The organism is Longispora albida DSM 44784 (genome assembly GCF_000379825.1).
GTDB classification, from domain to species: domain Bacteria; phylum Actinomycetota; class Actinomycetes; order Mycobacteriales; family Micromonosporaceae; genus Longispora; species Longispora albida.
Window position 1 is genome coordinate 1 of the sequence record NZ_KB903836.1, and the last position, 21,953, is coordinate 21,953.

Annotated in this window: 25 protein-coding genes; 10 read left to right on the top strand and 15 right to left on the bottom strand. The window is 70.2% G+C overall.

Features of this window, described 5'->3' with window-relative positions; all coding sequences use genetic code 11:
* The coding region (locus A3G1_RS36865) for a S8 family peptidase (RefSeq protein ID WP_157641408.1) at positions 1–2,031 on the bottom strand (2,031 nt) is incomplete at its 3' end.
* A 155-nt stretch (positions 2,032–2,186) separates the two neighbouring features.
* On the opposite strand from A3G1_RS36865, the gene A3G1_RS0125830 reads away from it, so the two are divergent.
* Positions 2,187–2,819 carry an HAD family hydrolase gene (locus A3G1_RS0125830; protein WP_018352395.1) on the top strand — a complete coding sequence of 211 codons (633 nt, stop codon included), beginning with the start codon at positions 2,187–2,189 and terminating at the stop codon, positions 2,817–2,819.
* On the opposite strand, the gene A3G1_RS36870 is transcribed toward A3G1_RS0125830, so the two are convergent.
* Both A3G1_RS36870 and A3G1_RS0125840 read right to left on the bottom strand, forming a co-directional pair.
* Positions 2,816–3,439, bottom strand: coding sequence for an AAA family ATPase (locus tag A3G1_RS36870; RefSeq protein WP_018352396.1), 624 nt, complete (start codon positions 3,437–3,439; stop codon positions 2,816–2,818). The genes A3G1_RS0125830 and A3G1_RS36870 overlap by 4 nt on opposite strands.
* Positions 3,436–4,044: a TetR/AcrR family transcriptional regulator gene (locus tag A3G1_RS0125840; RefSeq protein WP_018352397.1), complete on the bottom strand. Its 609-nt coding sequence runs from the start codon at positions 4,042–4,044 to the stop codon at positions 3,436–3,438. Before A3G1_RS0125840 ends, A3G1_RS36870 begins: the two co-directional genes overlap by 4 nt.
* A gap of 28 nt (positions 4,045–4,072) precedes the next feature.
* Here A3G1_RS0125840 and A3G1_RS0125845 point away from each other — a divergent pair, with 28 nt between their 5' ends.
* Both A3G1_RS0125845 and A3G1_RS0125850 read left to right on the top strand, forming a co-directional pair.
* On the top strand, positions 4,073–4,504 hold the full coding sequence (locus tag A3G1_RS0125845) for an SRPBCC domain-containing protein (protein ID WP_018352398.1): 432 nt from the start codon (positions 4,073–4,075) through the stop codon (positions 4,502–4,504).
* Positions 4,505–4,635: 131 nt separating this feature from the next.
* The gene (locus A3G1_RS0125850; RefSeq protein WP_018352399.1) at positions 4,636–5,223 is read left to right on the top strand and encodes a maleylpyruvate isomerase N-terminal domain-containing protein; all 588 of its coding nucleotides are present in this window, start codon (positions 4,636–4,638) and stop codon (positions 5,221–5,223) included.
* A gap of 476 nt (positions 5,224–5,699) precedes the next feature.
* Here A3G1_RS0125850 and A3G1_RS0125855 read toward each other — a convergent pair whose 3' ends face one another.
* The gene (locus A3G1_RS0125855) at positions 5,700–6,299 is read right to left on the bottom strand and encodes an FMN-dependent NADH-azoreductase (RefSeq protein WP_018352400.1); all 600 of its coding nucleotides are present in this window, start codon (positions 6,297–6,299) and stop codon (positions 5,700–5,702) included.
* Positions 6,300–6,414: 115 nt separating this feature from the next.
* On the opposite strand from A3G1_RS0125855, the gene A3G1_RS36875 reads away from it, so the two are divergent.
* Positions 6,415–6,873, top strand: a complete 459-nt coding sequence (locus A3G1_RS36875) for a winged helix-turn-helix transcriptional regulator (protein WP_018352401.1) — start codon at positions 6,415–6,417, stop codon at positions 6,871–6,873.
* Positions 6,874–6,880: 7 nt separating this feature from the next.
* Here A3G1_RS36875 and A3G1_RS40840 read toward each other — a convergent pair whose 3' ends face one another.
* Together A3G1_RS40840 and A3G1_RS41220 are read right to left on the bottom strand one after the other, a co-directional pair.
* Positions 6,881–7,042 carry a hypothetical protein gene (locus tag A3G1_RS40840; RefSeq protein ID WP_018352402.1) on the bottom strand — a complete coding sequence of 54 codons (162 nt, stop codon included), beginning with the start codon at positions 7,040–7,042 and terminating at the stop codon, positions 6,881–6,883.
* Between the two features lie 155 nt (positions 7,043–7,197).
* Positions 7,198–8,670 carry a 3-hydroxyacyl-CoA dehydrogenase family protein gene (locus A3G1_RS41220; protein WP_018352403.1) on the bottom strand — a complete coding sequence of 491 codons (1,473 nt, stop codon included), beginning with the start codon at positions 8,668–8,670 and terminating at the stop codon, positions 7,198–7,200.
* A 125-nt stretch (positions 8,671–8,795) separates the two neighbouring features.
* On the opposite strand from A3G1_RS41220, the gene A3G1_RS0125880 reads away from it, so the two are divergent.
* Both A3G1_RS0125880 and A3G1_RS0125885 read left to right on the top strand, forming a co-directional pair.
* Entirely contained in the window at positions 8,796–9,887 is a 1,092-nt protein-coding gene (locus A3G1_RS0125880) for an alkane 1-monooxygenase (RefSeq protein ID WP_018352404.1), read from the top strand.
* Complete coding sequence (locus A3G1_RS0125885; RefSeq protein WP_026212522.1) at positions 9,884–10,048, top strand: rubredoxin; 165 nt, start codon at positions 9,884–9,886, stop codon at positions 10,046–10,048. The genes A3G1_RS0125880 and A3G1_RS0125885 overlap by 4 nt, the downstream gene beginning before the upstream one ends.
* A 14-nt stretch (positions 10,049–10,062) precedes the next feature.
* Here the strand turns inward: A3G1_RS0125885 and A3G1_RS0125890 are convergent, their stop codons facing one another.
* The gene (locus A3G1_RS0125890) at positions 10,063–11,223 is read right to left on the bottom strand and encodes a PucR family transcriptional regulator (RefSeq protein WP_157641409.1); all 1,161 of its coding nucleotides are present in this window, start codon (positions 11,221–11,223) and stop codon (positions 10,063–10,065) included.
* A gap of 149 nt (positions 11,224–11,372) precedes the next feature.
* Between A3G1_RS0125890 and A3G1_RS36890 the strand changes: the two genes are divergently transcribed.
* The gene (locus A3G1_RS36890; RefSeq protein WP_018352407.1) at positions 11,373–12,317 is read left to right on the top strand and encodes a LysR family transcriptional regulator; all 945 of its coding nucleotides are present in this window, start codon (positions 11,373–11,375) and stop codon (positions 12,315–12,317) included.
* Between the two features lie 47 nt (positions 12,318–12,364).
* On the opposite strand, the gene A3G1_RS0125900 is transcribed toward A3G1_RS36890, so the two are convergent.
* The 7 genes from A3G1_RS0125900 to A3G1_RS0125930 all read right to left on the bottom strand — a co-directional run bounded on the left by A3G1_RS0125900 (position 12,365) and on the right by A3G1_RS0125930 (position 19,693).
* Positions 12,365–13,072: an ABC transporter ATP-binding protein gene (locus A3G1_RS0125900; RefSeq protein WP_018352408.1), complete on the bottom strand. Its 708-nt coding sequence runs from the start codon at positions 13,070–13,072 to the stop codon at positions 12,365–12,367.
* On the bottom strand, positions 13,059–13,829 hold the full coding sequence (locus A3G1_RS0125905; RefSeq protein WP_018352409.1) for an ABC transporter ATP-binding protein: 771 nt from the start codon (positions 13,827–13,829) through the stop codon (positions 13,059–13,061). Before A3G1_RS0125905 ends, A3G1_RS0125900 begins: the two co-directional genes overlap by 14 nt.
* A complete protein-coding gene (locus A3G1_RS0125910) occupies positions 13,826–14,698 on the bottom strand; it encodes a branched-chain amino acid ABC transporter permease (RefSeq protein WP_018352410.1) in 873 nt (290 codons plus the stop codon). The genes A3G1_RS0125905 and A3G1_RS0125910 overlap by 4 nt, the downstream gene beginning before the upstream one ends.
* Positions 14,695–15,582 carry a branched-chain amino acid ABC transporter permease gene (locus tag A3G1_RS0125915; RefSeq protein WP_018352411.1) on the bottom strand — a complete coding sequence of 296 codons (888 nt, stop codon included), beginning with the start codon at positions 15,580–15,582 and terminating at the stop codon, positions 14,695–14,697. Before A3G1_RS0125915 ends, A3G1_RS0125910 begins: the two co-directional genes overlap by 4 nt.
* Positions 15,579–16,697 (bottom strand): branched-chain amino acid ABC transporter substrate-binding protein, encoded by a 1,119-nt coding sequence (locus tag A3G1_RS0125920; protein ID WP_018352412.1) that lies wholly within the window; start codon positions 16,695–16,697, stop codon positions 15,579–15,581. The genes A3G1_RS0125915 and A3G1_RS0125920 overlap by 4 nt, the downstream gene beginning before the upstream one ends.
* A gap of 127 nt (positions 16,698–16,824) precedes the next feature.
* Positions 16,825–18,468: a hypothetical protein gene (locus tag A3G1_RS39055; protein WP_018352413.1), complete on the bottom strand. Its 1,644-nt coding sequence runs from the start codon at positions 18,466–18,468 to the stop codon at positions 16,825–16,827.
* A 19-nt stretch (positions 18,469–18,487) separates the two neighbouring features.
* The gene (locus A3G1_RS0125930) at positions 18,488–19,693 is read right to left on the bottom strand and encodes a M6 family metalloprotease domain-containing protein (protein WP_018352414.1); all 1,206 of its coding nucleotides are present in this window, start codon (positions 19,691–19,693) and stop codon (positions 18,488–18,490) included.
* Between the two features lie 164 nt (positions 19,694–19,857).
* Here A3G1_RS0125930 and A3G1_RS0125935 point away from each other — a divergent pair, with 164 nt between their 5' ends.
* From A3G1_RS0125935 to A3G1_RS0125945, 3 genes are all read left to right on the top strand, one after another.
* Positions 19,858–20,433, top strand: coding sequence for a TetR/AcrR family transcriptional regulator (locus tag A3G1_RS0125935; RefSeq protein ID WP_018352415.1), 576 nt, complete (start codon positions 19,858–19,860; stop codon positions 20,431–20,433).
* 101 nt (positions 20,434–20,534) lie between these two features.
* Positions 20,535–20,858 (top strand): hypothetical protein, encoded by a 324-nt coding sequence (locus tag A3G1_RS0125940; RefSeq protein ID WP_157641410.1) that lies wholly within the window; start codon positions 20,535–20,537, stop codon positions 20,856–20,858.
* A gap of 197 nt (positions 20,859–21,055) precedes the next feature.
* Positions 21,056–21,388 carry a hypothetical protein gene (locus A3G1_RS0125945; protein WP_157641411.1) on the top strand — a complete coding sequence of 111 codons (333 nt, stop codon included), beginning with the start codon at positions 21,056–21,058 and terminating at the stop codon, positions 21,386–21,388.
* 3 nt (positions 21,389–21,391) lie between these two features.
* Here the strand turns inward: A3G1_RS0125945 and A3G1_RS0125950 are convergent, their stop codons facing one another.
* The gene (locus A3G1_RS0125950; protein WP_018352418.1) at positions 21,392–21,946 is read right to left on the bottom strand and encodes a GNAT family N-acetyltransferase; all 555 of its coding nucleotides are present in this window, start codon (positions 21,944–21,946) and stop codon (positions 21,392–21,394) included.
* Between the last annotated feature and the right edge of the window lie 7 nt (positions 21,947–21,953).

Below are 21,953 nucleotides of genomic sequence, written 5' to 3' on the forward strand. Positions count from 1 at the left end.
GGTGTCGCTGTCCCATGTGGCGACGTCGGCGAAGCGGGCTCCGCCGAAGCCGGTGCCGATGAGGACCCGGCTGGCCCCGTAGGCGTAGAGGTTGCCGTTGAGGGGGCCGCCTTCGATCCGGTAGATGACGTCGCCGCTGCCGTCGCGGTCCCAGTCGGCTACGCCGGCGAAGGTCGCGCCGCCGAAGCCGGTGCCGGCGCGCTGGGGGCCGCTGGCGTTGTACACCATGAGGTCGCCGGCGTTGGGGCCGCCGTCGAGCCGGTAGTACACGTTGGTGGCACCGTCGCCGCGTACGGCGAGGCCTGCGAAGGTCGCGCCGCCGAAGCCGCTGCCGGCGAGCCTGGCGCCGTCNTTGCCGTAGGCGTAGAGCTTGCCGGCNTTNNNGCCGCCGTTGATGCGGTAGATGACGTCGCTGTGGCCGTCGCGGTCCCAGTCGGAGATGCCCACCATGGTGGAGCCGCCGAATCCGGTACCGATCCGCACGCGCGGGGCAGACCGCAGGCCGGTGGTGCCGGTGCCGGGGTAGCTCCACATCACGCCGTACTCGTCNACCGCGACGAGNTCGGCCTTGCCGTCCTTGTCCCAGTCAGCGATACCNGCGAAGTCACAGGCCGTGCACTCCGGAGAGTTCTGGAGCAGCAGGTTCGGCGACCCGTCACCAGCGGCCGTCACCCGGCCAGCCACCGCACCAGCCTTCACCGCGTCGGCCGTGGCCGCCGGGGTGAGACCGTAACGGGTACGGAGGTTGGCAGCGACGCCAGCGACGTGCGGGGTGGCCACCGAGGTACCGCTGGCCACCATGTACCAGTAGCCGTTCTCGGTCCCCCACGACGGCGCGATGGCCGAGGAGAGGATGTCGAGACCCGGCGCGAAGATGTCCACGCACTTGCCGTAGTTCGACGCGCCGAGAACTGAGCCGTCCTCGTCGGTGAACGTGGCCCGCCAGTCGGAGCTGTTGGTGGCCCCGACCGTGATCGCCTCCGGAACCCGGGCCGGCGACTGCGTGCACGCGTCGACACCCGCGTTGCCTGCCGACACGACATACGTCTTGCCGGACGCGATCGACTTCTTCACCGCTTCGTCGACGGCCACGTCGCCGTTCCGGAAACCGAGGCTCATGTTGACGACGGCGTTGGCTACACCGTTCTGAGTCACCCAGTCGATCCCGGAGACGACGGTCGACGTGCTACCGCCGCCGTCGCAGTCCAGCACGCGGACCGCGGCGATGGTCGCCTTCTTCGCCACGCCGGCGCCAGCGCCAGCGATGGTGCCAGCCACGTGGGTACCGTGGCCCGCACAGTCGATGCTCGAGCCGCCGTCGTTGCTGAAGTCAGCGTAGGTGGCGGCCCGGCCACCGAACTCGTTGTGCCACGAGAGCACACCACTGTCGATCACGTAGACCGTGGAGCTCTTGTCGTACGCCGAGGCCGGGTAGTGGAACGCCCCGTCCATCGGCCGGTCCGGCTGGTCGATCCGGTCCAGGCCCCACGGAAGCGGGAAGTCGCCCGGCCACGGATCGGTGCTCACGTCGTCGGCACCAGCAGCACCCTTGAGGTTGAACCGCTTGCCGGAAATGGCGTCGACGGTCACCTTCTGGTCCTGCTGGACGTAGGCCACGGCCGGGTCAGCGGCGAGCTTGCGCGCCTCTGATTCCGACATGGCCGCGGCGTAACCCTTCAGGGCACTGCCGTAGACGCGCTTGACCTTGCCACCGTGCCGGCCCGACAGGCTGTCTGCGGATGCCGACACGGCGTCCTTGCTCTTGCTCTTGTCCTTGAGCACCACGACGTAGCTGCCCGGAATAGCATCCGGGTTGCCAGCTCCGACGATCTGCCCGCCCGGCTCAGCCGCCGCCGCACCAGCGACAGCGAACGTGAGACCGAGACCCATTGCCGCACCCGCACCCAGAATCCTGGGCATGCGTGAACTGCGCATATGAGGGTGTTCCTCCCCGTAATCCAAGCCGCGGCTCGATAGTCCGCGGCGCGCGAAAACTCGCGCGAGGAAAGTTAGCGAAATCACCTCACACATGCATCGCCCAAATGGCCATTATGGATGCCGGAACCCCCGGAAGTGACAAAGCCCACATCGAATAGTCCGAATTGGACTAGCTCGGCGCGAGAGCCTTGGCTGACCCGCACCGCCGGTCTATGGTTGCCGTCGTCACCGGGGAGAGGAACAGGGCAGTGAAGAAGTACGTACTCTTCGATCACGACGGCGTTCTGGTGGATACCGAGCACTGGTACTACAAAGCCGGAGAACGCGCCCTGGCCGACATCGGCTTCACCCTGGACAAGGACCAGTACCTCCAGGACATGAACCAGGGGCTGGCGACCTGGGCCCAGGCCAGGGCGGCGGGTGTCGGCGAGGAGACCATCAGCAGGCAGCGCGTGGTCCGCGACGCCTACTACCAGGAGTACCCGCGAACAGAGGCCATCGAGATCGAAGGCGTCCTGGAGACTCTCGCCGAGCTGTCGGAACACGTCCGCATGGCCATCGTGACCACGTCGAAGTGCGCGGACTTCGAGGTCATCCACGAGAAGCGCGGCATCAGGAAGTTCATGGACTTCGTGCTCGTCCGCGAGGACTACCAGCTCGCCAAGCCGCACCCGGAGCCGTACCTGACCGCCCTGAACCGCTTCGGCGCCACCAGGAAGGAGGCGCTGGTCGTCGAGGACTCGCTCCGAGGGCTGAACTCGGCGGTGGCGGCCGGTATCGACTGCGCCATCGTCCACAACGACTTCACGAAATCACACGACTTCTCGCAGGCGAGCCACCGGATCGCGACCCTCGCCGGACTGAAAGACATCGTTCTCTAGCTCGGCAGCAGCTCCAGGCCGTGTGAGGCCGGTGCCGCGCCCAGCTCGATCGCCTGGAGAGCGCTCGCCGCGTCCCGGTCGAGCAGCACGACGCTCAGGTGCCCGCACAGCACCCCGGGCAGGCCGTCACCCTCCGGGAAACGCCAGGCCCTGGCGTGCTTGCGGAACGCCGACCCGCGTACCTTCCGGCCGCGCGCCTGCTGCCCGGCCCACGCCGTCTCCGGCGCCACGTCGAGGGCGACCACGTGGGTCTGGCCGCCGGTGACGAGCCGGAGCAGCCGGCGCCGCGTACCGCAGTCGTGCAGGATCACGCCGCGCCCCGCCCGGACGGCCCGGGAGACGGTGAGCAGGTGGCAGGCGTGGACGAGCGGCCGGTACAGCGCGTAGGGGACGCGGGAGCCGAGGCGCTGGCGCCAGCGGTTCCGCGACTGCTCGGAGTCGATGACCTGCGCGCCGCCGGGCAGGGGCACGGGCTGGTCCTCGCGGCCGGTCAGGCCGAACAGCCTCCGCAGCAGCGTCGTCTTGCCGGCGCCCGGGATGCCGACCACCACGATGGTGGACCCCACCGGGTACCGGAGGGTGATGTTCTCGGCCCTGCCCCGCAGGTCATGGACGTTCACGGCAGGCTCGCCGTGAGCCGGGCCAGATAGCTGGCGTAGAGCGCGCGGAGATCCGTGGTCTCCGGATCGACCAGCCACAGAATCAGCGCACCTTCCAGAAAAGCGAGCAGTTCGGCCGCAGTGCCCTGCGGGTCGTCACTTCCAGCATCCGCCAGCACTGCGGCCAGGTGGTGCCGCAGCATCCTGCCACGCTCCTGGAACCACAGGTGTACCGGAGAGCCTGTGCCCAGCTGCTCGGCCTGAAGCACGGCGTGCAGCGTGGCCAGCCCGGAGTGCCGCATCGTGTGCTCGGCGTCGGACAGCAGCGCCTCGGCGAGCCCGGCCCACCCGGTGCCCGCATACCCCTCCAGCCGGGCGGCCGACCGCGCGTCGTGCTCGGCCAGCACCGCCTGCAACAGGGCTTCCTTCGTGCCGAAGTGGTGGATCACGGCCGAGGGTGTGACCCCGGCGGCGGCTCCGATCGCGGCGACGGAGGTGCCACGGTAACCGTGCTGGCCGAACAGGCCGATCGCGGCATCGACGATCTGGCGGCGGCGCTCGGCGCCACGCCGCTGTACCTGTCCCTTGATCCCGGCTATGCCCGCCAGTTTATCGGATTGCCGCACGGGGGAGCCGTCATTATCCTGAACGACCATGCAGGAAAATACGATCCACACCACCGTCACCATCCATGCCCCAGCCGCCCGGGTCTGGGCGGTCCTGGCCGACTTCCCCGGGTATGCCGGCTGGAACCCGGTGCTCGAATACCTCTCCGGCACGGCGGACCCGGGCGCGGATGTCCTGACCAGGGCGGCCAAGGGCACCCCGGCCGAGCGCGACTTTCCCGGGACCGTGATCGAGGCCGTCCCCGGCAAGCTCCTCGTGACCGAGGGCGGCGACCCGGCCATGCTCCACGGCCGCCACCGCTGGGAACTGTCCGAAGTAAACGGATATACCGTCCTGGTCAACTCCGAGACCCTCACCGGAGCCCTCGCGGACTCGGTCCTCGGCGAGCACCGGGCGGCGCTGACCGCCGAGTTCGACGCCTTCAACGAGGCGCTGAAGACGGAGGCGGAGCGGGACTGACAAGGCGGAAGGCCGGGGACACCGGCCTTCCCCCTCACTAGATCACGCGCTGAGCTGCGAAAACAAGACTTGAATCTGGCTGTCGTCACCGGCAGGCTTCCCCGGGTCGATTCGAGAACGGGGAGACGTACATGCGCGACCAGGTGACCACAGCGGACCTGCGGGCGGCCGTAGCCGGAGTGGCGGAGCTGCTCGGCACGGCGATCGGAGAAGACTGGACGGCAAAGGCCGGTACCACGGACTGGACCTGCGCGGCGACCGTCCGGCACCTCGGTGAGGTGGGCGTGCACTACGCGGCCCAGCTCGCCGTGCGCGCCGGTACCGGGCACGTCCGGGTGATGAGCGGGCCGCACCCGGAGGGTACGAACAGCCGGCTCGCCCAGCACATGGAGTCCGGCGGAGCGCTGCTCGCCGCCGTCGTGGAGTCCGCCCCGCCGGACGCGCGGGCCTTCCACGCGTACGGGATCGCCGACCCGGAGGGCTGGGCGGCGATGGGGTGCGCGGAGTTCCTGCTGCACGGCGGGGATCTCGCGGCGGGGCTCGGAGTCCCGTACGAGCCGGACGGCGAACTGTGCGGCCGGGTACTGGCCCGGCTCGCACCCCAGCACACAGCCCACGGCCTGGACGGCTGGCTGGGCCTGCGCTACGCCTCGGGCCGCGCCGCCGTACCGGGGCTGCCCAGCGTGGGTACCTGGCGCTGGCAGGCAGCGCCGGCCTGAGCCTGCTAGGGCTTGGGCTTGGCAGGTAATCGAGCAGCGCGGGGCTGGAGACGAGCCGCGTCGCGGCCGCCAGGTCCACTGGGTACTTGGCCGCCGCGTCCCTGGTGTTCAAGATGTCGACGGAGATCGAGCCGTGCCCGGGATAGACCATCGCCGCACGGAGAATGCCGGTTACCGGTTCGCCGGCGTTGGTGAACAGCAGCGATCCGTCCGCCTGCGGCTGCGCGGACGCCGCATGCGTGCGGGTCGGCTGCGGCGTGGACGAGCTGGTGCACGCCGCCAGGGCACCGGCGGCGAACAGCGCGGCCATAGCCTTCGCGGAAGGCAGCTTGGTACTCATGTCGTTTCCCTGTGCGCCGGACAGCCGTTCGCCGGCCTGCCCGGCCCCGGGCCACTACATCAGGTGGATCTTGGCCGCGCACGCGAGAACCCCCGGCTGCCCACAAGGCCGGGGGTTCTCGCGTGACTGGGTGTGATCAGGCGGCGACGAGGTCGCTGATCTGGGCGATGGCGCGCGCCTCGGCACCCTCGGCGTCGAACGCCTGGCCGGTGCCGTCGAGCACCTGGACGTCCTTGACCCCGAGGAAGTTCAGGAAGAAGGCGGCGAAGCCGCTGGCGTAGTCGCCCTGGCCGTCGATCGAGGTGCCGCCGCTGGTGACCGCGAGGTACGCCTTGCGGATGTTGTGCACCATGCCGACCGGGCCGGTCTCGGTGTAGTGGAAGGTCTCGTCGACGGCCGCGATCTGGTCGAAGTACGCCTTGAGGCTGGCCGGCACCGAGAAGTTGTAGATCGGCAGGCCGACGACCAGGTAGTCCGCCGACTTGAACTCGTCGATCAGGTGCTTGGAAGCCGACACCACGTGGTGCTGCGCCGGGGTACGTTCGGCAACCGGCGTGTACCGGGCCTCGATCAGCGTCTCGGTCACCACGGGCAGGCCCTGGGCGACGTCGCGCTCGATCACCTGGGCGTCCGGGTGCTGGCGGAGAAGGTCGGCGACCACGGCCTCCGCGATCCGTCGGCTGCTGGCGTCGGCGTACCGGGCACTAGAGTTGACCTTGAGAATGCGGACGGACATGGGAGCCTCCGGGCTCTTGCGGGGGTATCGTTGGGGTTGCTTACCATAGGTAAGCGGCCTTGCGCTTATGAAACGTAAGCGCTTACTGATGGTAAGTGCAAGGGGAGGGGAAGTGATGGAGGCCATACCGAAGACGAGCGAGGGGTACTGCGCTCAGGTGCAGTTCGCCGCTGAGCTGGTCGGACGCCGGTGGACGGCTTCCATCATCGGGGTGTTGTGTGAGCTGGGTCACGCCCGGTTCCGTGACATCAAGGCCAGCATTCCGGGTTTGTCAGACCGGCTGCTCGCCGACCGGCTCGAGGAGCTGGAGCAGTACGGCATCACGCGGCGATGTCCCGACGGCAGCGGGTACGGGATCACGGAGAAGGGCCGCGAGCTGGAGCCGATCCTCGGCTCGCTCGGCACGTGGACGTACAAGTGGGACGACGAGCTCGGCCCGAAGCCCGGCCGGAAGAACTGCCCCTCGGCGGAGGCGTGCCCCGAGCCGGACGAGGACGGCACGGAAGCCGGGCCGGTGAACACCACGGTCACAGCGGCACCCAGCGGCCCGGCCCAGGTCCGGGTCGACGCCTAGCCGCAGGTCAGGAGCTCTTCTTCTCTCCCGTGTACTCCGGATCGTCCGGCCCCTCGCTGGGGGCCGTGGCATGCTCCCCGCGCCGCTTGGCCTCAGCGGTCGGAGCGTCGTCCGGATACGCCTGGGAGTCGACAGTCGTGTCGTAAGGGCGCTTCTTCTCGGTCTTCATGAGCTGACCTCCCCGCACACGTACCAGCTTAATTCCCTGCTCTTGATCTTGGTCTAAGACGCGGTGGCCCGCTGAGCGGAAATCTGATCGCATAAACGAAAGCCCGTGTACTGGGTTGTACACGGGCTTTCGTTTCGCGCAGCTCAGATTTTCGCTCAGCGGGTCGGCAGCACCTGAGTGATGCGGAGGGCGGGGGAGTCGGGGGTGGCGGTCCAGGCGCCGAGGGTGTAGCCGATCTGGCCGCCGGCGTGCCCCTCGAAGTAGCAGATCATGTTGACCGGCCAGCCGGTCTGCTGGAGGACGTAGCTGTCCATCGGGGTCGGGTTCTCGCTGATCCGCATGCCGCGTTCCCCGGGCGGGCCGATCTGGTGCCAGTCGGGGTGCAGGTGGATCGAGCCGAGTACTTCCAGGTCGTCGTCCTCGGCGTCGCGTGTGATCCGCAGCAGGTCCTTCGAGTCGCACCAGAAGCCCCGGCGGCTGTTGCGGTACGCGGCGCCGAAGCAGGGGACGATGGTCTGCTCGTACTCCTCGGCCGCGACCTCGTCGCTGGAGCGCACGTTGCGGCCGAAGGCGATCCGCTCCACGGTGTACCGGCCGCCCTCCGCCCGGCCGACGAGCACCGCGAAGCAGGAGGGTGGCTCCTCCGGGGTACACGCGAGGTATTCCTCCCTGGCTGCCTCCAGGAACGGCGCCAGCACGCCCGGGCCGAGCACCACCTCGGCCGGCTCGGCAGGTGCCGGGCTGGCGAGCAGGTGCCGGGCCAGTGCGTCGTCGAGCGCCTCGGCCCGCCCGCCCGACCAGTCGTAGAAGCCCCGGCCGCTCTTCATGCCGAGGTGGCCGGCGCCGACCAGCTCGGACAGTGCCGGCGGGACGGGCTTACCCTGGCGTTCGAGGATGGCGGTGACGGTGTCGAGGCCGGCCATGTCGAGCCGGTCGAAGATCCCGGTCACGCCGAACCGGCTGCCGATGCCCTTGCTGAGCACCAGGTCGACCAGCTCCGGCTCGGCGACGCCCTCGGCGACGATCCGGAAGGCCTCGCCGAGCAGCGCTGTCTGGAGGCGCGGGCCGATCGTGCCGGGCGCGTCCCAGCCGAAGACGCCGGCTGTCTTGCCCAGGCCCTCGATGATCTCCCGGGCCGCCGTGACGGCCTCGGGGGCCGTGTCCTCACCAGGCACGATGTCGACCAGCGGCACGAGGTGCGCTGGCAGGTAGAAGTGCGTGGCCAGGATGCGGTCACGGTGCGTGGCCTTCGCCGCGATCCCGGTCACCGGCAGTGCGGTGGTCGTCGATCCGATCAGGACATCGGGTGCCGCGAGGCTGTCCAGCTCCGCGATGATCTCCTGCTTGATCTCGAGATTCTCCGGTACCGCCTCGACGAGGTGATCGGCTCCGGCCACCGCTGTGGCCAGCCGGTCGGTGTGGGTGATCCGGCGGAGTGTGGCCTCGGCTCCCGGTACGCCGAGCCTCGTGAGCTGGGTGGCGAGCCGGGTGACCTGGGAGCGGCCGGAACGCGAGTACAGGGTGACCTGCCGGCCGGCCAGCGCGTACGCGAAGGCGATGCCGCTGCCCATCGCTCCGGCGCCGATCACACCGACCTGGCGGGCGGCTGTCCGATAGGAAGGGGTCATTGTGTGGGGTTTCCTCTCGGTTTGGGAGGTCCACTATGTACGGACGGCGCCAAGTCTAGATCGTCTCTTGCGAGCCCAGCTTTACATCAACTAGCCTCGTGTAAAGCGGATCGAGAGGGGTCGACATGGACTGGCGGGACGGCAAGCGATACCTCTGGCCGCTCGGGCTGCTCGTGCCTACCCTGCCCTTCGTGGCCTGGCTCGGCGTGCAGCTCACCGGGCTGTCCGCGTTCTGGTGGATCGGCCCGTTCATGGTCTTCGTCGTGTTCCCGGTGCTCGACACCATCTCCGGTGCCGACCCGGACAACCCGCCGGACGAGGTCATCGCCCACCTGGAGCAGGACCGCTACTACCGGTGGTGCACGTACCTCTACCTGCCGATCCAGTACGCGACGCTGGTGTTCGCCTGCTGGCTGTGGGCCTACGGCGGGCTGGGCGCCGTCAGCAAGATCGGGCTCGCGGTGACCGTCGGCTGCGTGAGCGGCATCGCGATCAACACGGCACACGAGCTGGGGCACAAGCGGGAGAAGGCCGAGCGGTGGCTGAGCAAGGTCGCGCTGGCGCAGACCGGGTACGGCCACTTCTTCATCGAGCACAACCGCGGCCACCACGTCCGGGTCGCGACCAGGGAGGATCCGGCCAGCTCACGGCTGGGGGAGAGCTTCTGGGCCTTCCTGCCCCGCTCGGTGTACGGGAGCGCGCGGTCGGCGTGGCGGCTGGAGCGGATCAGGCTCAGCCGGGGCGGCGGGACGGTGTGGACGATCCGCAACGACGTGCTGAACGCGTGGGCGATGACGGTGGTCCTGTTCGGAGCGCTGCTGGCGGTGTTCGGGATCGGCATCACGCCATACCTGCTCCTCCAGGCCGTCTTCGGCTTCGGCCTCCTCGAAGTCGTCAACTACCTGGAGCACTACGGGCTGGCCCGGCAGCGCGAGGCCACCGGCCGCTACGAGCGTGTCCGCCCCGCCCACTCCTGGAACTCGAACTTCGTGCCCAGCAACGTCCTGCTCTACCACCTCCAGCGGCACAGCGACCACCACGCGAACCCGACCCGGCGCTACCAGTCGCTCCGGCACATGGACGACGCCCCGCAGCTCCCGAGCGGGTACCCGGGCATGATCCTGCTCGCCTGGGCCACCCCGCTCTGGCGGCGCGTCATGGACCGCCGGGTGCTCGCCCACTACGGCGGTGACGTGACCCGGGCCAACGTCCGATGAGTACCTACCGGTGCCCGGTGTGCGAGTACGAGTACGACGAGGCGGCGGGGGAGCCCCGCGAGGGGTACCCGGCCGGCACGCCCTGGGCCGGGCTGCCCGAGGACTTCACCTGCCCGGACTGCGGGGTGCGGGAGAAGCCGGACTTCGAGCCAGCCTCATAGCCCGTACTTCAGTCTCACAGCCCGTACACCCGGTTGAGCCGGGCCACCTTGAGGGCGAGGTGCAGGCACAGCCGCTCGCCGCCGTCCTTGAGGTTGGTGCCGGCCAGTTCCTCGATCCGCTGGAGCCGGTAGTACAGCGACGTGCGGTGCATGTGGAGGCGCTCGGCGGTGGCTCCGGCGTTGCCCGCCAGGTCGAGGTAGGTCTCCAGCGTGTGCAGCAGCGGCTCGTGGGCCGGCGAGGCCAGCAGCCGGGCCAGGCCGGGGTGCGCCGACTCCGGAGTGCCCTGCTGGAGGCCGATGAACCGGTACACGCCCAGGCCTGCCCAGTGCACCACCGGGCCGAGCCCGCACTGGAGCATGCCGACCCGTGCGGCGAACTGTGCCTGGTGGTACGACTCGGCGGCACTGTCCAGCGTGTCCTGTGGCGTGCCGGCGCCCACGGCCACCGGGCCCAGGAGCCGGTGCGCCACCGCGTACAGCCGATCCGCGCTGCCACCCGGGGCGGTGGTGAGCAGGACGCCGTGGTCGCGGCGGGTCAGGTGCAGGGCGGAGTGCGGTTCCTCCGCGCGGACGGCGGCGGTCAGCACGTCCTCGATCGCCGCCTCGGCCCGGTGGGTACCCTCCGGCAGGAGAAGAACCAGCGCTGTCACCGAGGCGGCGGCCGTGAAGAAGCCGTCGTCGGCGATGTCCCGGATGGCGGCCTCCCGGGCCGGGGCGCTCCCGCTGAGCAGGTCCCGGAGCGCGTCGCCGGCTCTGCGCCTGGCCTCACTCGCGCGGATCTCCCTGAGCAGCAGCGCGGCCAGGTCCTCGGCCCCGCCAGCCGCGCTGGCCAGGTCGGCGGCGGACATGGGCAGCCCGTCCTCGATGAACCAGACGTAGCCCATCACCTGCTCGCCGTGCCGGATCGGCACGCAGATCCTGGCGAGCATCCCCAGGCGCGGGCAGGCCGGTACGCGGACCGGGCCGGTGGCGCGGGTGATGCCCTGCTGCCGTAGCCAGGTGACGACCTCGGCCGTGGTGTGCCGGCGCAGGATGGACAGCCGCCGGACGTCGTCGACGGGCTCGTCGTGCTCGCTGTACACGATGACCCGGTGCTCGTAGTCCTCGATCACCGCCGGGCGGCCGGCCCGGGCGGCGAGGGAGTCCACCGCCTCCTGCATGCTCTGGGCTCTCATCGTTCTCCTCGCCGCTGGGCCTCCGGTGTGGACGATCGTGCGCGAAGACTGCACGATCCACGTGCATTCCGGGTAATCCCGGAATCCCATAGCACGTAGTTATGGCTGCCATCTGGTCACGATGCGTGGCGATCCCCTACTGTCGCGGCATGGAACTGGAGGTCCGGCACCTGCGGCTCTTGTGCGCGATCGCCGAGCACGGCAGCCTGACCCGGGCCGCCGCCGCACTCCGGCTCACGCAGCCCGGCCTGAGCGCCCAGCTCAAGCGGATCGAGCGCATGATCGGCGGGGCGCTGTTCGTCCGGGACGTCCGGGGCGCGGTACCGACCGCGCTCGGCGAGCTGGTGCTGTCGAGGGCACGCGCCGTGCTGCCGGCCCTGGACGACCTGCGGGCCGTGACGACGGCAGCCCCTCCGGGCTCCGGCCACGTCCTGCGGCTGGGCACTGTGAACAGCCCGCTGTTCGGCCGGTTCGTCCGGGGCCTGCGGGAGCTGTTCCCCGCGGTCACGATCACCACCCGCGCGGAGTCCAGCTCCGCGCCGCTGGCGGACCTGGTCGGCAGCGGGCACCTGGAGCTGGCCGTGCTGGGCGACAGCCCCGGCTACGAGCTGGCTCCCCGGCCCGGCCTGGTGCTGCACCCGGTGGCGGCCGAGCCGCTGTTCGCCCTGCTGCCCGCCAGCCATCCGCTCGCCGCCGGCCCGGAGGTGACACTGGCCGAGCTGGCCGGGATCGAGTGGACGCTCCCGCCGCGCGACGACGACCGCATCCACGAGTACTACACCTCCGTCCTCGACCGGCTCGGCGTCGAACCGCGCATCACCCACCAGGTCGAGGGCACGGTGGTGTTCGACCTGATCCGGGAGGCCGGCGTGGCCTCGCTGTGCCAGGCGGCCTGCCGGGAACCACCGGGCGTGGCCGTCCGGCCGATCACCGGCGATCCACTGTGGTACCGGCAGGTGCTCGCCTGGCACGCCCGCGGCCCGGTGGCCGGCCACGAGGAACAGGTGATCGAGCTGGCCAGCCGGGCACAGCGCGAGGCGGCCCGGCGCAGCCCGGCCTACACTGCCTGGCTCAGCCGCGCGCACCACTCATGATCGTGGGACCCCTCATGCTGCTATAGCGGCATGAGGGGTCCCACGGCTCAGCCGAGGTACGCCTCGATGACGCGGCGGTCGGCGCGCAGTCCGGCCGCGTCCCCGTGCAGGCCGAGGCGGCCACGGCTGAGCACGTAGCCGCGCTGGGCCAGGCCGAGGGCCGCGCGGGCGTTCTGCTCGACGAGGAGTACCGACGTGCCCTGCTGGTTGATCTCCTTGACCAGGCCGAGCACGGTGCGGGCCATCCTGGGCGCGAGCCCCATCGTCGGCTCGTCGAGCATCAGCAGCCGTGGCCGGGCGATCAGCGCGCGGCCGATCGCCAGGAGCTGCTGCTCGCCGCCGGAGAGGGTGGCGGCGTTCTGTGCCCGGCGCTCGGCGAGGACGGGCAGCAGCTCGCAGACGGCGGCCACCCGGCGGTTCACCTCGCGTTCGTCGGCGAGGACGTATCCGCCGAGCTGGAGGTTCTCCCGCACGGTCAGCCCGCCGAAGACCCGCCGGCCCTCGGGCACGTGGCCGGCGCCCAGCCGGACGATCGCGGCCGGGCTCAGTGCCGCCAGGTCCGTGCCGCCGAGGCTGATCCGCCCGGCCGACGGCCTGACCAGCCCGGAGATCGCCGCCAGGGTCGTGGACTTGCCAGCGCCGTTCGCGCCCAGGAGCGCCACGATCTCGCCGTCGCCCACGTGCAGGGACAGGTCCCGGACCGCCCGCACCCCGCCGTAGCTGATGTCCACTCCGGACAGTTCAAGCAGCGGCATCGGCATCTCCCAGGTACGCGTCGATGACTGCCTGGTCGGTGCGGATCTCGTCCGGCGGGCCGTCGGCGATCTTGCGGCCCCGGTCCAGGACGGCTACCCGGTCGGCCAGCTCCAGTACCAGGCCCATGTCGTGCTCGATCATGAGGACGGCCACACCGGTCGAGCGGACCTCCCGGATCAGCCGGACCAGCCCGGACCGCTCCGCGTGGTTGAGCCCGGCGGCCGGCTCGTCCAGCAGCAGGACCCTAGGGCCGGCCGCGAGCGCCCTGGCCAGCTCGACCCGGCGCTGCTCACCGTAGGGCAGTGTCCCGGCCGGCTGGCCAGGGTCGCCCTCGTACCCGGCGACGTCCAGCCAGTGCCGGGCCTGCTCCAGGGACTCCCGTTCGGAACGGCGGTACCGGGGCGTGTGCAGCAGCACGTCCCACAGCGCCTGCCGCGTGGCCCGGTGCAGCCCGGCGCGCACGTTGTCCTCGGCGCTCATCGCCGGGAACAGCCGGAGGTTCTGGAAGGTGCGGGCCAGCCCGAGCCCCGCGATCCGGGAGGGCGGCAGCCCGGTGATCGGCCTGCCGTCGACGGTCACGCTGCCCCGCTGTGGCCGGTACACGCCGGTGACGCAGTTGAACGCCGAGGTCTTGCCGGCCCCGTTCGGGCCGATGACCGCGAGGATCTCGGCCGGTTCGAGGTCGAAGGACACTCCGTTCACGACGGTCAGGCCGCCGAACGACAGCCGGAGGTCGCGTACCGACAGCAGGCTCATGCCGTGGCCCTCCTCCGGTGCCGGAGCAGCATCACGACGACCAGGAGCACGCCGAACAGGAAGTACCGGGCGTCGGGGAACGCGCGCAGCAGCTCAGGGGTGACGGCCACGAACGCCGCCGCGAGGATCACGCCGGTGATGTTGCGGGCCGCGCCGAGCACGACGGCCACGAGGACCAGCGCCGACTGGAGGAACGTGAAGCTGGCCGGGGAGATCGCCGACAGCTGCGAGGCGAACAGCACCCCGGCCAGCCCGCCCCAGACGGAGCCGAGGACGTACGCGGCGAGCTTCACCCGGTACGTGCTGATCCCGGTCGCCTCGGCGGCGTCCTCGTCCTCCCGGACGTACTGCCAGGCCCGGCCCAGTTTCGACCGGCCGAGCCTGGCCGCGCCGGTGAGCGCGAGTGCCGTCACGACCAGTACGAGATAGAAGAAGGCGACCGGATCGGCGGCCAGCGGCGGGATGCCGTAGATGCCGGTCGGCCCGCCGGTGATCTCCAGGCGCGTGGCGGTGACCCGGACGATCTCCCCGAAGCCGAGCGTGACGATCGCCAGGTAGTCGCTGCGCAGCCGCAGGGTCGGGCCGCCGATCACGATCCCGGCCAGCACGGTCGCGCACAGCACGGCCGGCAGCGTGGCCACCAGCGGCAGCTCGAACCGGGTGGCCAGGATGCCGCTGGTGTACGCGCCGATGGCGAAGAAGGCCGCGAAGCCCAGGTCGAGCAGCCCGCAGTATCCGACCACGATGTACAGCCCGGCCGCGAGCATGACGAAGATGCCGGCGGTGGCGGCCATGTTCAGCACGTACGGGCTGATCGTGAAGACCGGCAGCGTGGCAACCGCCGCGAAGGCCAGCAGCGCCCGCTTCACATCCGGACCACGGCTTTCTCCCCGAGGATGCCCTGCGGCCTGGCCACCAGGAACACGATCAGGCAGCCGAAGGCGAACACGTCCCGCCACTCGCCGCCGGTCAGCCCGGTGCCGAACGACTCCAGCAGGCCCAGGGCCAGCCCGCCGAGCATGGCGCCCGGCAGGTTGCCGATCCCGCCGATCACCGCGGCCGTGAACGCCTTGAGCCCGATCACGAAGCCCATCAGGAACTCGATCCGCCCGTAGTACGCCCCGGCCATCACCCCGGCGGCCCCGGCGAGCGCCGAGCCGAGGAAGAACACCCTGGCGATCACCTGGCCCACCTCGATCCCGCTGAGATGTGCGGCTTTCGGGTCGGCGGCGATCGCGCGCATCGCCCGCCCGGCCCTGGTACGCATCACGAGCGTGTGCAGCGCTCCCATCAGCACGAACGCCACCGCGACCAGGACCAGCTGCTCGGCGGTCAGGCGCGCGCCGAGCAGCTCGACGGGCTGGCCGTCGAGCCGCACCGGGTACACCTTGGGGTCGGCTCCCGCGATCAGGCGCACGCCGTACTCCAGGCTGAACGACACGCCGACCGCCGTGATCAGCACAGCGAGCCGGGGTGCCTGGCGGAGCGGGCGGTAGGCGAGGCGCTCGATGCCCACGCCGGCCAGCCCGGTGGCCAGCATCGCCACCACGAGGACGATCAGCAGGGCCGGCAGGCCGCTTGTCACTCCACTCAGGAGGGTCAGGCAGTAGTAGCCGATGAACGCGCCCAGCATGTAAACGTCGCCGTGCGCGAAGTTCAGCAGCCGGATGATGCCGTAGACCATGCTGTAGCCGAGCGCGACGAGGGCGTAGAAGGATCCGGTGAACAGGCCGTTCCAGATCAGCTGGCTCACTTCACCAGCTCGAATCGGGAACCCTTCACTTCCAGGATCACGAATCCCGACACCGCCAGGGTGTGCTGCGGTGTGAAGGACAGCGGGCCGGAGAACATCGGGAAGGCCTTGGTCTCCTCCAGCGCCTTGCGGAGCTTGTCACCGTCCGTGCTGGCCGCCCGGGTCAGCGCGTCGGCGACCAGGCGCACGGCGTCGTAGGACTGCGTGGAGTACGGGCCAGGTTCAGAACCGAACTTCTCCTTGTACTTGCTGATCCACTGCTCGGCTCCCGGCGTGAACTCCGGCAGCCCGGTCATGGTCGCGTACACGCCCTGCGCCTTGTCCTGCCCGGCGATGGTGATCAGCTGCTTGTCGACCGAGCCGTCCGCGACCATGATCTTCCCGGTGTAGCCGGCCTGGCGCAGCTGCCGGATGAACAGGCCGCCGTCGGCGTAGTAGCCGGTGAAGTACACGAGATCGGGGTTCTTCGCCCGGACGGCCGTCACCGCCGGGCCGTGCTCGGCCTCGCCCTTCGTGATCACGACGCTGCCCGCCGAGCGTTCCTTGAGCGCGGCGCTGGTCAGGTCGGCGATGTTCTTGGAGTAGCTGGTGTTGTCGTGGACGACCACGACCCGGGACAGGCTCTGCTTGGTGGCCCACTCCACGGCGGTACCGGCCTGCTGGGTGCCCGTGCTGTTGATCAGGAACACGTAGGGCAGCTTCTTCTCGAAGAGCTGGTCGGAGTTGGCGGCCGGGATGACCACGGGGATCTTCGCCCGGTCGAACACCGGCAGCGTCGGCAGCGTCGCCCCGCTGCAGTAGCCGCCGACCGAGGCCACGACCTTCTGCGAGACCAGTTTCGTCGCGGCGGCCGTGGCGGTCTGCGGATCGCAGGCGTCGTCCTCCGCGGCCAGCTTGAGCTTGCGGCCCAGCACGCCGCCCTTCGCGTTGAGCTCGTCGATGGCGAGCTGCGCGCCGTTGCGCATGTACGGGCCGATCGCGGCGCTGTCCCCGGACAGCGGGACCGGCATCCCGAGGACGATCTCGCTGGTGTCGTCCCCGCCGCCGAACAGGCCACCGGAACAGCCGGGCAGGGCGAGCAGGACGGCCAGGATCGCCGCGGCTCTGAGCTTCATCGTGACCTGCTTTCGAGGGAAGGGTGGTCCTCGGGGTGGTTGAGTCTGGCAGCAGGACAGCGGCCAGATCTTCCGGCAGATGACGGAAGTCCTTCCTGCATATGTAGGAAGGACTTCCGCCGTACCGTCACGCGACGGTGATCCGCACGTCGTCCACGGCGGCCTCGACCAGGCTCCCGCCCTCGGCGTCGGCGGCCTCCACTGTGATCTGCACGCGCTGCCCGGCGAGCGCCGACAGGTCAGCGCTGCCGGACTGCCAGGCTCCGGCCGCGTGGCTGGCGCTGGCCCTCTTCTCGAACAGCACCCTGCCGCCGGCGCTGACCCGGAAGTAGTCGGCCGCCGTCGCGTTGTCCGCGTGCGCCAGGTACCAGCGGAACGTCAGCGTGACCGTCCCCGCCGGCAGTGTGATCTCGGGAGACCGCATGCTCGTCAGCCCGCCGTCCACGTCGTACGTGCCCGCGTCCGCGCCAGCCAGCCGCCCGGTCACCAGCGCACTCGTACCCGACGTGGTGTCCCCGCGCTGGTACGTCGTCCCGTTGAACACTGTCGCCTCCGGGTCGCCGCGCTCGAAGCGCCCCGTGGTGGCCGTGTCGCCGGTACCAGCCGTCCAGCCCTTCGCCGTCTCGAAGTCGTCGGAGAACACTGTGGACCCGGTGACGGTGCCATACGTGGCCCGCACGACGTAGTTCTCCCCGGACTGGCTCAGCACCTGGATCTTCACGCCTGCGGCGCTGTCGGTGAACGTCTGCCCCGGATCCCACGCCCCGTCGTTGAACTCGTGGCCGGAACAGCCGCCGGAGCCCGGCCGGGAGTCCTTCACCCTGACCGGCCCCGAGCCGCTCTGCACGGCCGAGTCGACCGAGTAGATCAGCACCCCGGTGTCACAGGAGGCGCTGTTGTTGCCGCGCCGCGTCCTGACCTCGGCGACGTAGGCGCGGGTGTCGGCGTACCGGACCACGATCGCCTTCGTCCCGCCTGCCGTCTCCAGTGGCGTGATCGTCTGCTCGGTGGCCGTGTTGTACGTCCGGACACAGGAAACCTGCTGGTCGTCCAGCCAGCCGAGCTTCCACTTGTGCCAGGCGAACAGGTCTGGCGACGGGCCGCCGAGGTTGCCCATCAGGTCCCAGCCGCCGATGTAGCCGTGGCCGCCCGTACCGCCGTAGAGATCCGGCAGGCTGATCGTGTGCCCGTGCTCGTGGGCGAACAGCAGGTGCCGGTGGCCCGGCCAGTCGGTACCGAGCGTCGCCCCGGCCCTGATGGTCTTCCCGTCCAGCGTGACGTTCTCGAACTCGGCGTACGAGCGGGAGGTCCCGGCGTCCACCAGGAACACGCTGTCGATCGCCGAGAAGTCGAACCGCGAGTCCGCCTGCTCGGCTGCCCGGCCCCACACCGTGGAGGCGGCCAGCCCGGACCCGGTGACCGGCGCGGCCACGTCACCGGTCAGGTTCCCCGGCGGCGTGGCGTCGAGGGTCACGCTGGGGCCCTGGACCAGCTCCAGCGTGTACCGCCCGTAGGAACTCGTCCCGAACCACTGCTCGGCGGGCTTGAGCCTGCTGACCTCGGCAGCCGGGTTGCCGATGCCCCGGAAGAGCAGCGCGACGCGCAGCCTGCCGACCGGCCGGGGGAAACTGGCCCAGTTGGTGGTGCCCTCGCTGAGGAACGTGCGGCTGGGCAGCTTGCAGTCCGCGCTCGGGTCGGCGGCCTGTGCGAGCGCTGGCGCTGTCGTGAGTACCGTGCCGAACAGCAGCACGGCGAGTGCTTTCCTGATCATGGTGACTCCAGTTGAGGGGTTACTGGCTGACGCGGAGGGTGTAGCCGCCACCGGACGTGCCCAGCAGCTCGATGCGCGTCCGGCTCTGGGGGTCGGAGAACGTGCGGATCTCACCGGGGCCGAGGTCGTAGGCGGCGTCGTTGAGCGGGTCGCCGCAGACGCCTGTCGACGGGTGCGCGTCGGCCACCCGGATCGACCCCGAGCCATTCGCCCGCGAAGCGTCCACCTTGTACACCAGGACGCCCTTGTCGCACGCCGCCGAGTCCACTCCGGTGCGCTGCCGGACCTCGGCGACCCAGGCCGTGTACCGTCCCGTCCTCGCGACCACGGCTTTGCGGCCACCGGCCGTCTCGATGGGGGACAGGGTGACGACCTGGGACTCGCCGGGCAGTACGCAGGCGATCTGGCTGTCGGTGACCCAGCCCAGCTTCCACTTCTCCCAGGCGAGGAAGTCCGGCGCCTCGGCCGCGATGTTGCCCATCACGCCCCAGTCGCCGGTGAACTGGAACGTCCGGCCGCTGCCCGTGGCGTTGTACAGCTCCGGCAGCCCCGTGTCGTGCCCGGTCTCGTGGTTGAGGATCTTGTAACCCCAGTGCCAGGCGTCCTGGCCGAAGGTCACGCCGTTGCGGAACACGCGGCCGTCGAAGACCACGGCACCCCGGTAGTCGTTCCACTCGGGGGAGTAGGGGATCGCGGTGGCGTTGCGGGAGGGCACGACATACACCAGCTGGTACCTGCTGAAGTCCACCTCCGCGTCCGCCAGCCGCATCGCCTCGCTGATGTAGCGCGCCTGCACCTCGGGCGTGACGATGTACCCGAGTTCGTAGTCCCGATCGTTACGGCTCATCCGGTACCAGCGCTGCGGCGCGTCCACCGTCAGCCGGAACTGCCCGTAGGACGCGTCGCGGAAGAACTGCGTGCTGCCGGGTACGAGATGGTTGTAGTAGGTGGCAGTGCTGCCCGAAGCCCGGGCGTTCGGGAAGTCGACGAAGAGCATGATCGCCCGCACGTCCCCGATCGGCCGGGCCTGGTTCGCCCAGTCGGTGTCGATCCCGTGGTGCAGCCGGGTGTTGTAGCCGGGTACGCCGCCACCCGGCCAGCCTTCCGGCGGGGCGGCGACCCGGCACTGCTCCGCCGGGGAGGTGATGGCTGCCTGTGCTGGCGCGGCGAGCGCCGTCACGGCCAGGAGGGCCGAGCACACCGCGCCGAGTGTCCTGTTACGCATCTGCTTCTCCGCTGAGGGGGTGCGGATAGGGATGCGTCCATCACAGCCCCCGAGGCCCCGTCCAGGCATCCAGCAGGTGTCGGGAATCCCGGGACCGATGGCCGTCACCTGCCGGACAGCGGCGGAGGAGACGGCCCGTGATCATCGGTTACTAGAATGGGCCGGTGACCAGCCCCATCCGCACGAGCGTGCTCGACGCCGTCAGTGAACTGCTCCGCACCACCCCGTGGGGCGCGGTCACGATGGCCGGCATCGCCGGCGTGGCCGGGGTGAGCCGCCAGACGGTGTACAACGAGTTCGGCTCGCGGCAGGCACTCGCCCAGGAGTACGTGCTGCGGGAGGTCAACCGGTTCCTCGGCGAGGTGGAGCAGGCCGTGCTGGCACATGCCTCGGACCCGCACGCCGCGATCACGGCGGCCTTCCGGGTCTTCCTCGACACCACGGCCGACCATCCGCTGGTGAAGAGCATCGAGCGGCACGACGAACTGTTCGGCCTGGTCACGGTGAACGGCGAGCCAGTGCTGCACGCCGCGACGGCCTTCCTCACCGGCCTGATCCTGCGTACCTGGCCGGACGTCGACCCGGCAGCCGTCGGCCTGCTCGCCGAGTCGGTCACCCGCCTCGGCATCAGCCACGTGATCCTGCCCAGCGGCCCGGCCGAGCTGACGGCCAGGGCGATGGCCGAGCTGATGGCCCCCTTCATCACCCTGCACACCGGCATCGCGCCCGGCGGAGACTAGGCACGCCAGGTATCGACGAAAGTCGTTCGGGAATCCACCACGGCGGCCCGGCCTGGCCCAGAATGGGGCGCACGTATCACCCACCACTGTGGAGGGAAAACATGCGCATGTCCTTTGGCCGTCTCGCATCAGCCGCCGTGCTCGCGGCCGGTATCGGTGCCCTCGCGATTCCGGCGGCCGCCCAGGCCGCACCGTACATCCACTGCGACACCGGCGGGTCGAGCTACATCTGCGACTTCGACGGCGGATCGAACCCGAAGTGGTACGTCAACAGCATCCACTACCCGGGCTTCGACGGGCAGTACACGATCTACGGCTCGTGCCGGGCCAACACCGTCGTGCGGGTCTCTGTCACGTACACCATCGGGGGTACGCCTGGCCAGGTGAACCGCAACTTCGTCTGCAACCCGGGCGACTGGCCGTGATCGGCTGACCACCAGCCCCTGACCTGCGAAAACGTGGCCCGCCGCTGACGGCAGCGTACGGATCGCCGTCCTCGGCGGGCCACGTCCCGCCCGCTGCCCGTTCGGGAACACCGGCTGTTCGTTCGGGAATCCTGAACGGCCCCGGGTCACGGCACAGACTGGGCACGCACCAATCACCAACCACTATGGAGTGAACAATGCGTATGTCCCTGGGCCGCCTCGTGTCCGCAGCAGCCCTCGCCGCCGGGATCGGCGCGATGACCATCCCGGCCGCCGCTCAGGCCGCCGAGCCCGCCGTGTGGTGCGAGTCGGGTGCCTCGACCTACTTCTGCGACTTCACCGGTCCGGGCACCGGCACCAAGTGGTACCTCAAGAACGTGTACTACCCGCAGCTGGACAACAAGAGCCACATCAGCCGCACCTGCATCGGCAACACCTCGGTCACCGTCGCGGTCGTCTACTACGACGCGGCCGGCATCAAGCACCAGGTCTCGACCCAGTTCGTGTGCAACCCGGGCGACTGGCAGTAGCCGTCAGGCCCCTTCCGGCCGGGCCATCCTGTAGAGCACGTGACGCCGCAGGGGGTGCCCGGCCGGGATCGTCGGGAAGTCGAAGTCGCCGGCCGGGTCCCGCGTCATGCCGATGCGTTCCATGACGGCCATCGAGCGCAGGTTGCTGGTGGCCGTCATGGAGACGATCTCGTCCAGCCCGGCCTCCCACCCGGCGGCCAGCGCGGCCCTCGCGGCCTCCGTCGCGTACCCGTGCCCCCACGCGCTCCTGGCCAGCCGCCAGCCGATCTCCACGGCCGGGGTGAACTCCGCCTCGAACCGCTGCCACTTGAGCCCGGTGAAGCCGGCGAACTCGCCGGTCGCCCGGACCTCCACAGCCCACAGCCCGAAACCCTCGGTCTCGAAGTGCTCCTCGAAGGCGGCGATCTGGGCGTCGGACTGCTCCCGGGTCATCGTCGACACGAAGTGCTCCATGACCGCCGGGTCGGCGTTCATCGCGGCGTATGGCTCGTGGTCGGAGGGCTGCCAGCGGCGGAGCAGGAGGCGTTCGGTGATCATCCCGATACGGTACTCGGTCATCGATATA

What these genes read in the sequence shown, in the direction of transcription:
- A3G1_RS0125845 (WP_018352398.1), top strand. Translation starts at nt 4,073, where the DNA reads ATGCAGGAAAATACGATCCACACCACCGTCACCATCCATGCCCCAGCC.
- A3G1_RS0125850 (WP_018352399.1), top strand. Translation starts at nt 4,636, where the DNA reads ATGCGCGACCAGGTGACCACAGCGGACCTGCGGGCGGCCGTAGCCGGA.
- A3G1_RS0125855 (WP_018352400.1), bottom strand. Translation starts at nt 6,299, where the DNA reads ATGTCCGTCCGCATTCTCAAGGTCAACTCTAGTGCCCGGTACGCCGAC.
- A3G1_RS36875 (WP_018352401.1), top strand. Translation starts at nt 6,415, where the DNA reads ATGGAGGCCATACCGAAGACGAGCGAGGGGTACTGCGCTCAGGTGCAG.
- A3G1_RS40840 (WP_018352402.1), bottom strand. Translation starts at nt 7,042, where the DNA reads ATGAAGACCGAGAAGAAGCGCCCTTACGACACGACTGTCGACTCCCAG.
- A3G1_RS41220 (WP_018352403.1), bottom strand. Translation starts at nt 8,670, where the DNA reads ATGACCCCTTCCTATCGGACAGCCGCCCGCCAGGTCGGTGTGATCGGC.
- A3G1_RS0125880 (WP_018352404.1), top strand. Translation starts at nt 8,796, where the DNA reads ATGGACTGGCGGGACGGCAAGCGATACCTCTGGCCGCTCGGGCTGCTC.
- A3G1_RS0125885 (WP_026212522.1), top strand. Translation starts at nt 9,884, where the DNA reads ATGAGTACCTACCGGTGCCCGGTGTGCGAGTACGAGTACGACGAGGCG.
- A3G1_RS0125890 (WP_157641409.1), bottom strand. Translation starts at nt 11,223, where the DNA reads ATGAGAGCCCAGAGCATGCAGGAGGCGGTGGACTCCCTCGCCGCCCGG.
- A3G1_RS36890 (WP_018352407.1), top strand. Translation starts at nt 11,373, where the DNA reads ATGGAACTGGAGGTCCGGCACCTGCGGCTCTTGTGCGCGATCGCCGAG.
- A3G1_RS0125900 (WP_018352408.1), bottom strand. Translation starts at nt 13,072, where the DNA reads ATGCCGCTGCTTGAACTGTCCGGAGTGGACATCAGCTACGGCGGGGTG.
- A3G1_RS0125905 (WP_018352409.1), bottom strand. Translation starts at nt 13,829, where the DNA reads ATGAGCCTGCTGTCGGTACGCGACCTCCGGCTGTCGTTCGGCGGCCTG.
- A3G1_RS0125920 (WP_018352412.1), bottom strand. Translation starts at nt 16,697, where the DNA reads ATGAAGCTCAGAGCCGCGGCGATCCTGGCCGTCCTGCTCGCCCTGCCC.
- A3G1_RS39055 (WP_018352413.1), bottom strand. Translation starts at nt 18,468, where the DNA reads ATGATCAGGAAAGCACTCGCCGTGCTGCTGTTCGGCACGGTACTCACG.
- A3G1_RS0125930 (WP_018352414.1), bottom strand. Translation starts at nt 19,693, where the DNA reads ATGCGTAACAGGACACTCGGCGCGGTGTGCTCGGCCCTCCTGGCCGTG.
- A3G1_RS0125940 (WP_157641410.1), top strand. Translation starts at nt 20,535, where the DNA reads ATGCGCATGTCCTTTGGCCGTCTCGCATCAGCCGCCGTGCTCGCGGCC.
- A3G1_RS0125945 (WP_157641411.1), top strand. Translation starts at nt 21,056, where the DNA reads ATGCGTATGTCCCTGGGCCGCCTCGTGTCCGCAGCAGCCCTCGCCGCC.
- A3G1_RS0125950 (WP_018352418.1), bottom strand. Translation starts at nt 21,946, where the DNA reads ATGACCGAGTACCGTATCGGGATGATCACCGAACGCCTCCTGCTCCGC.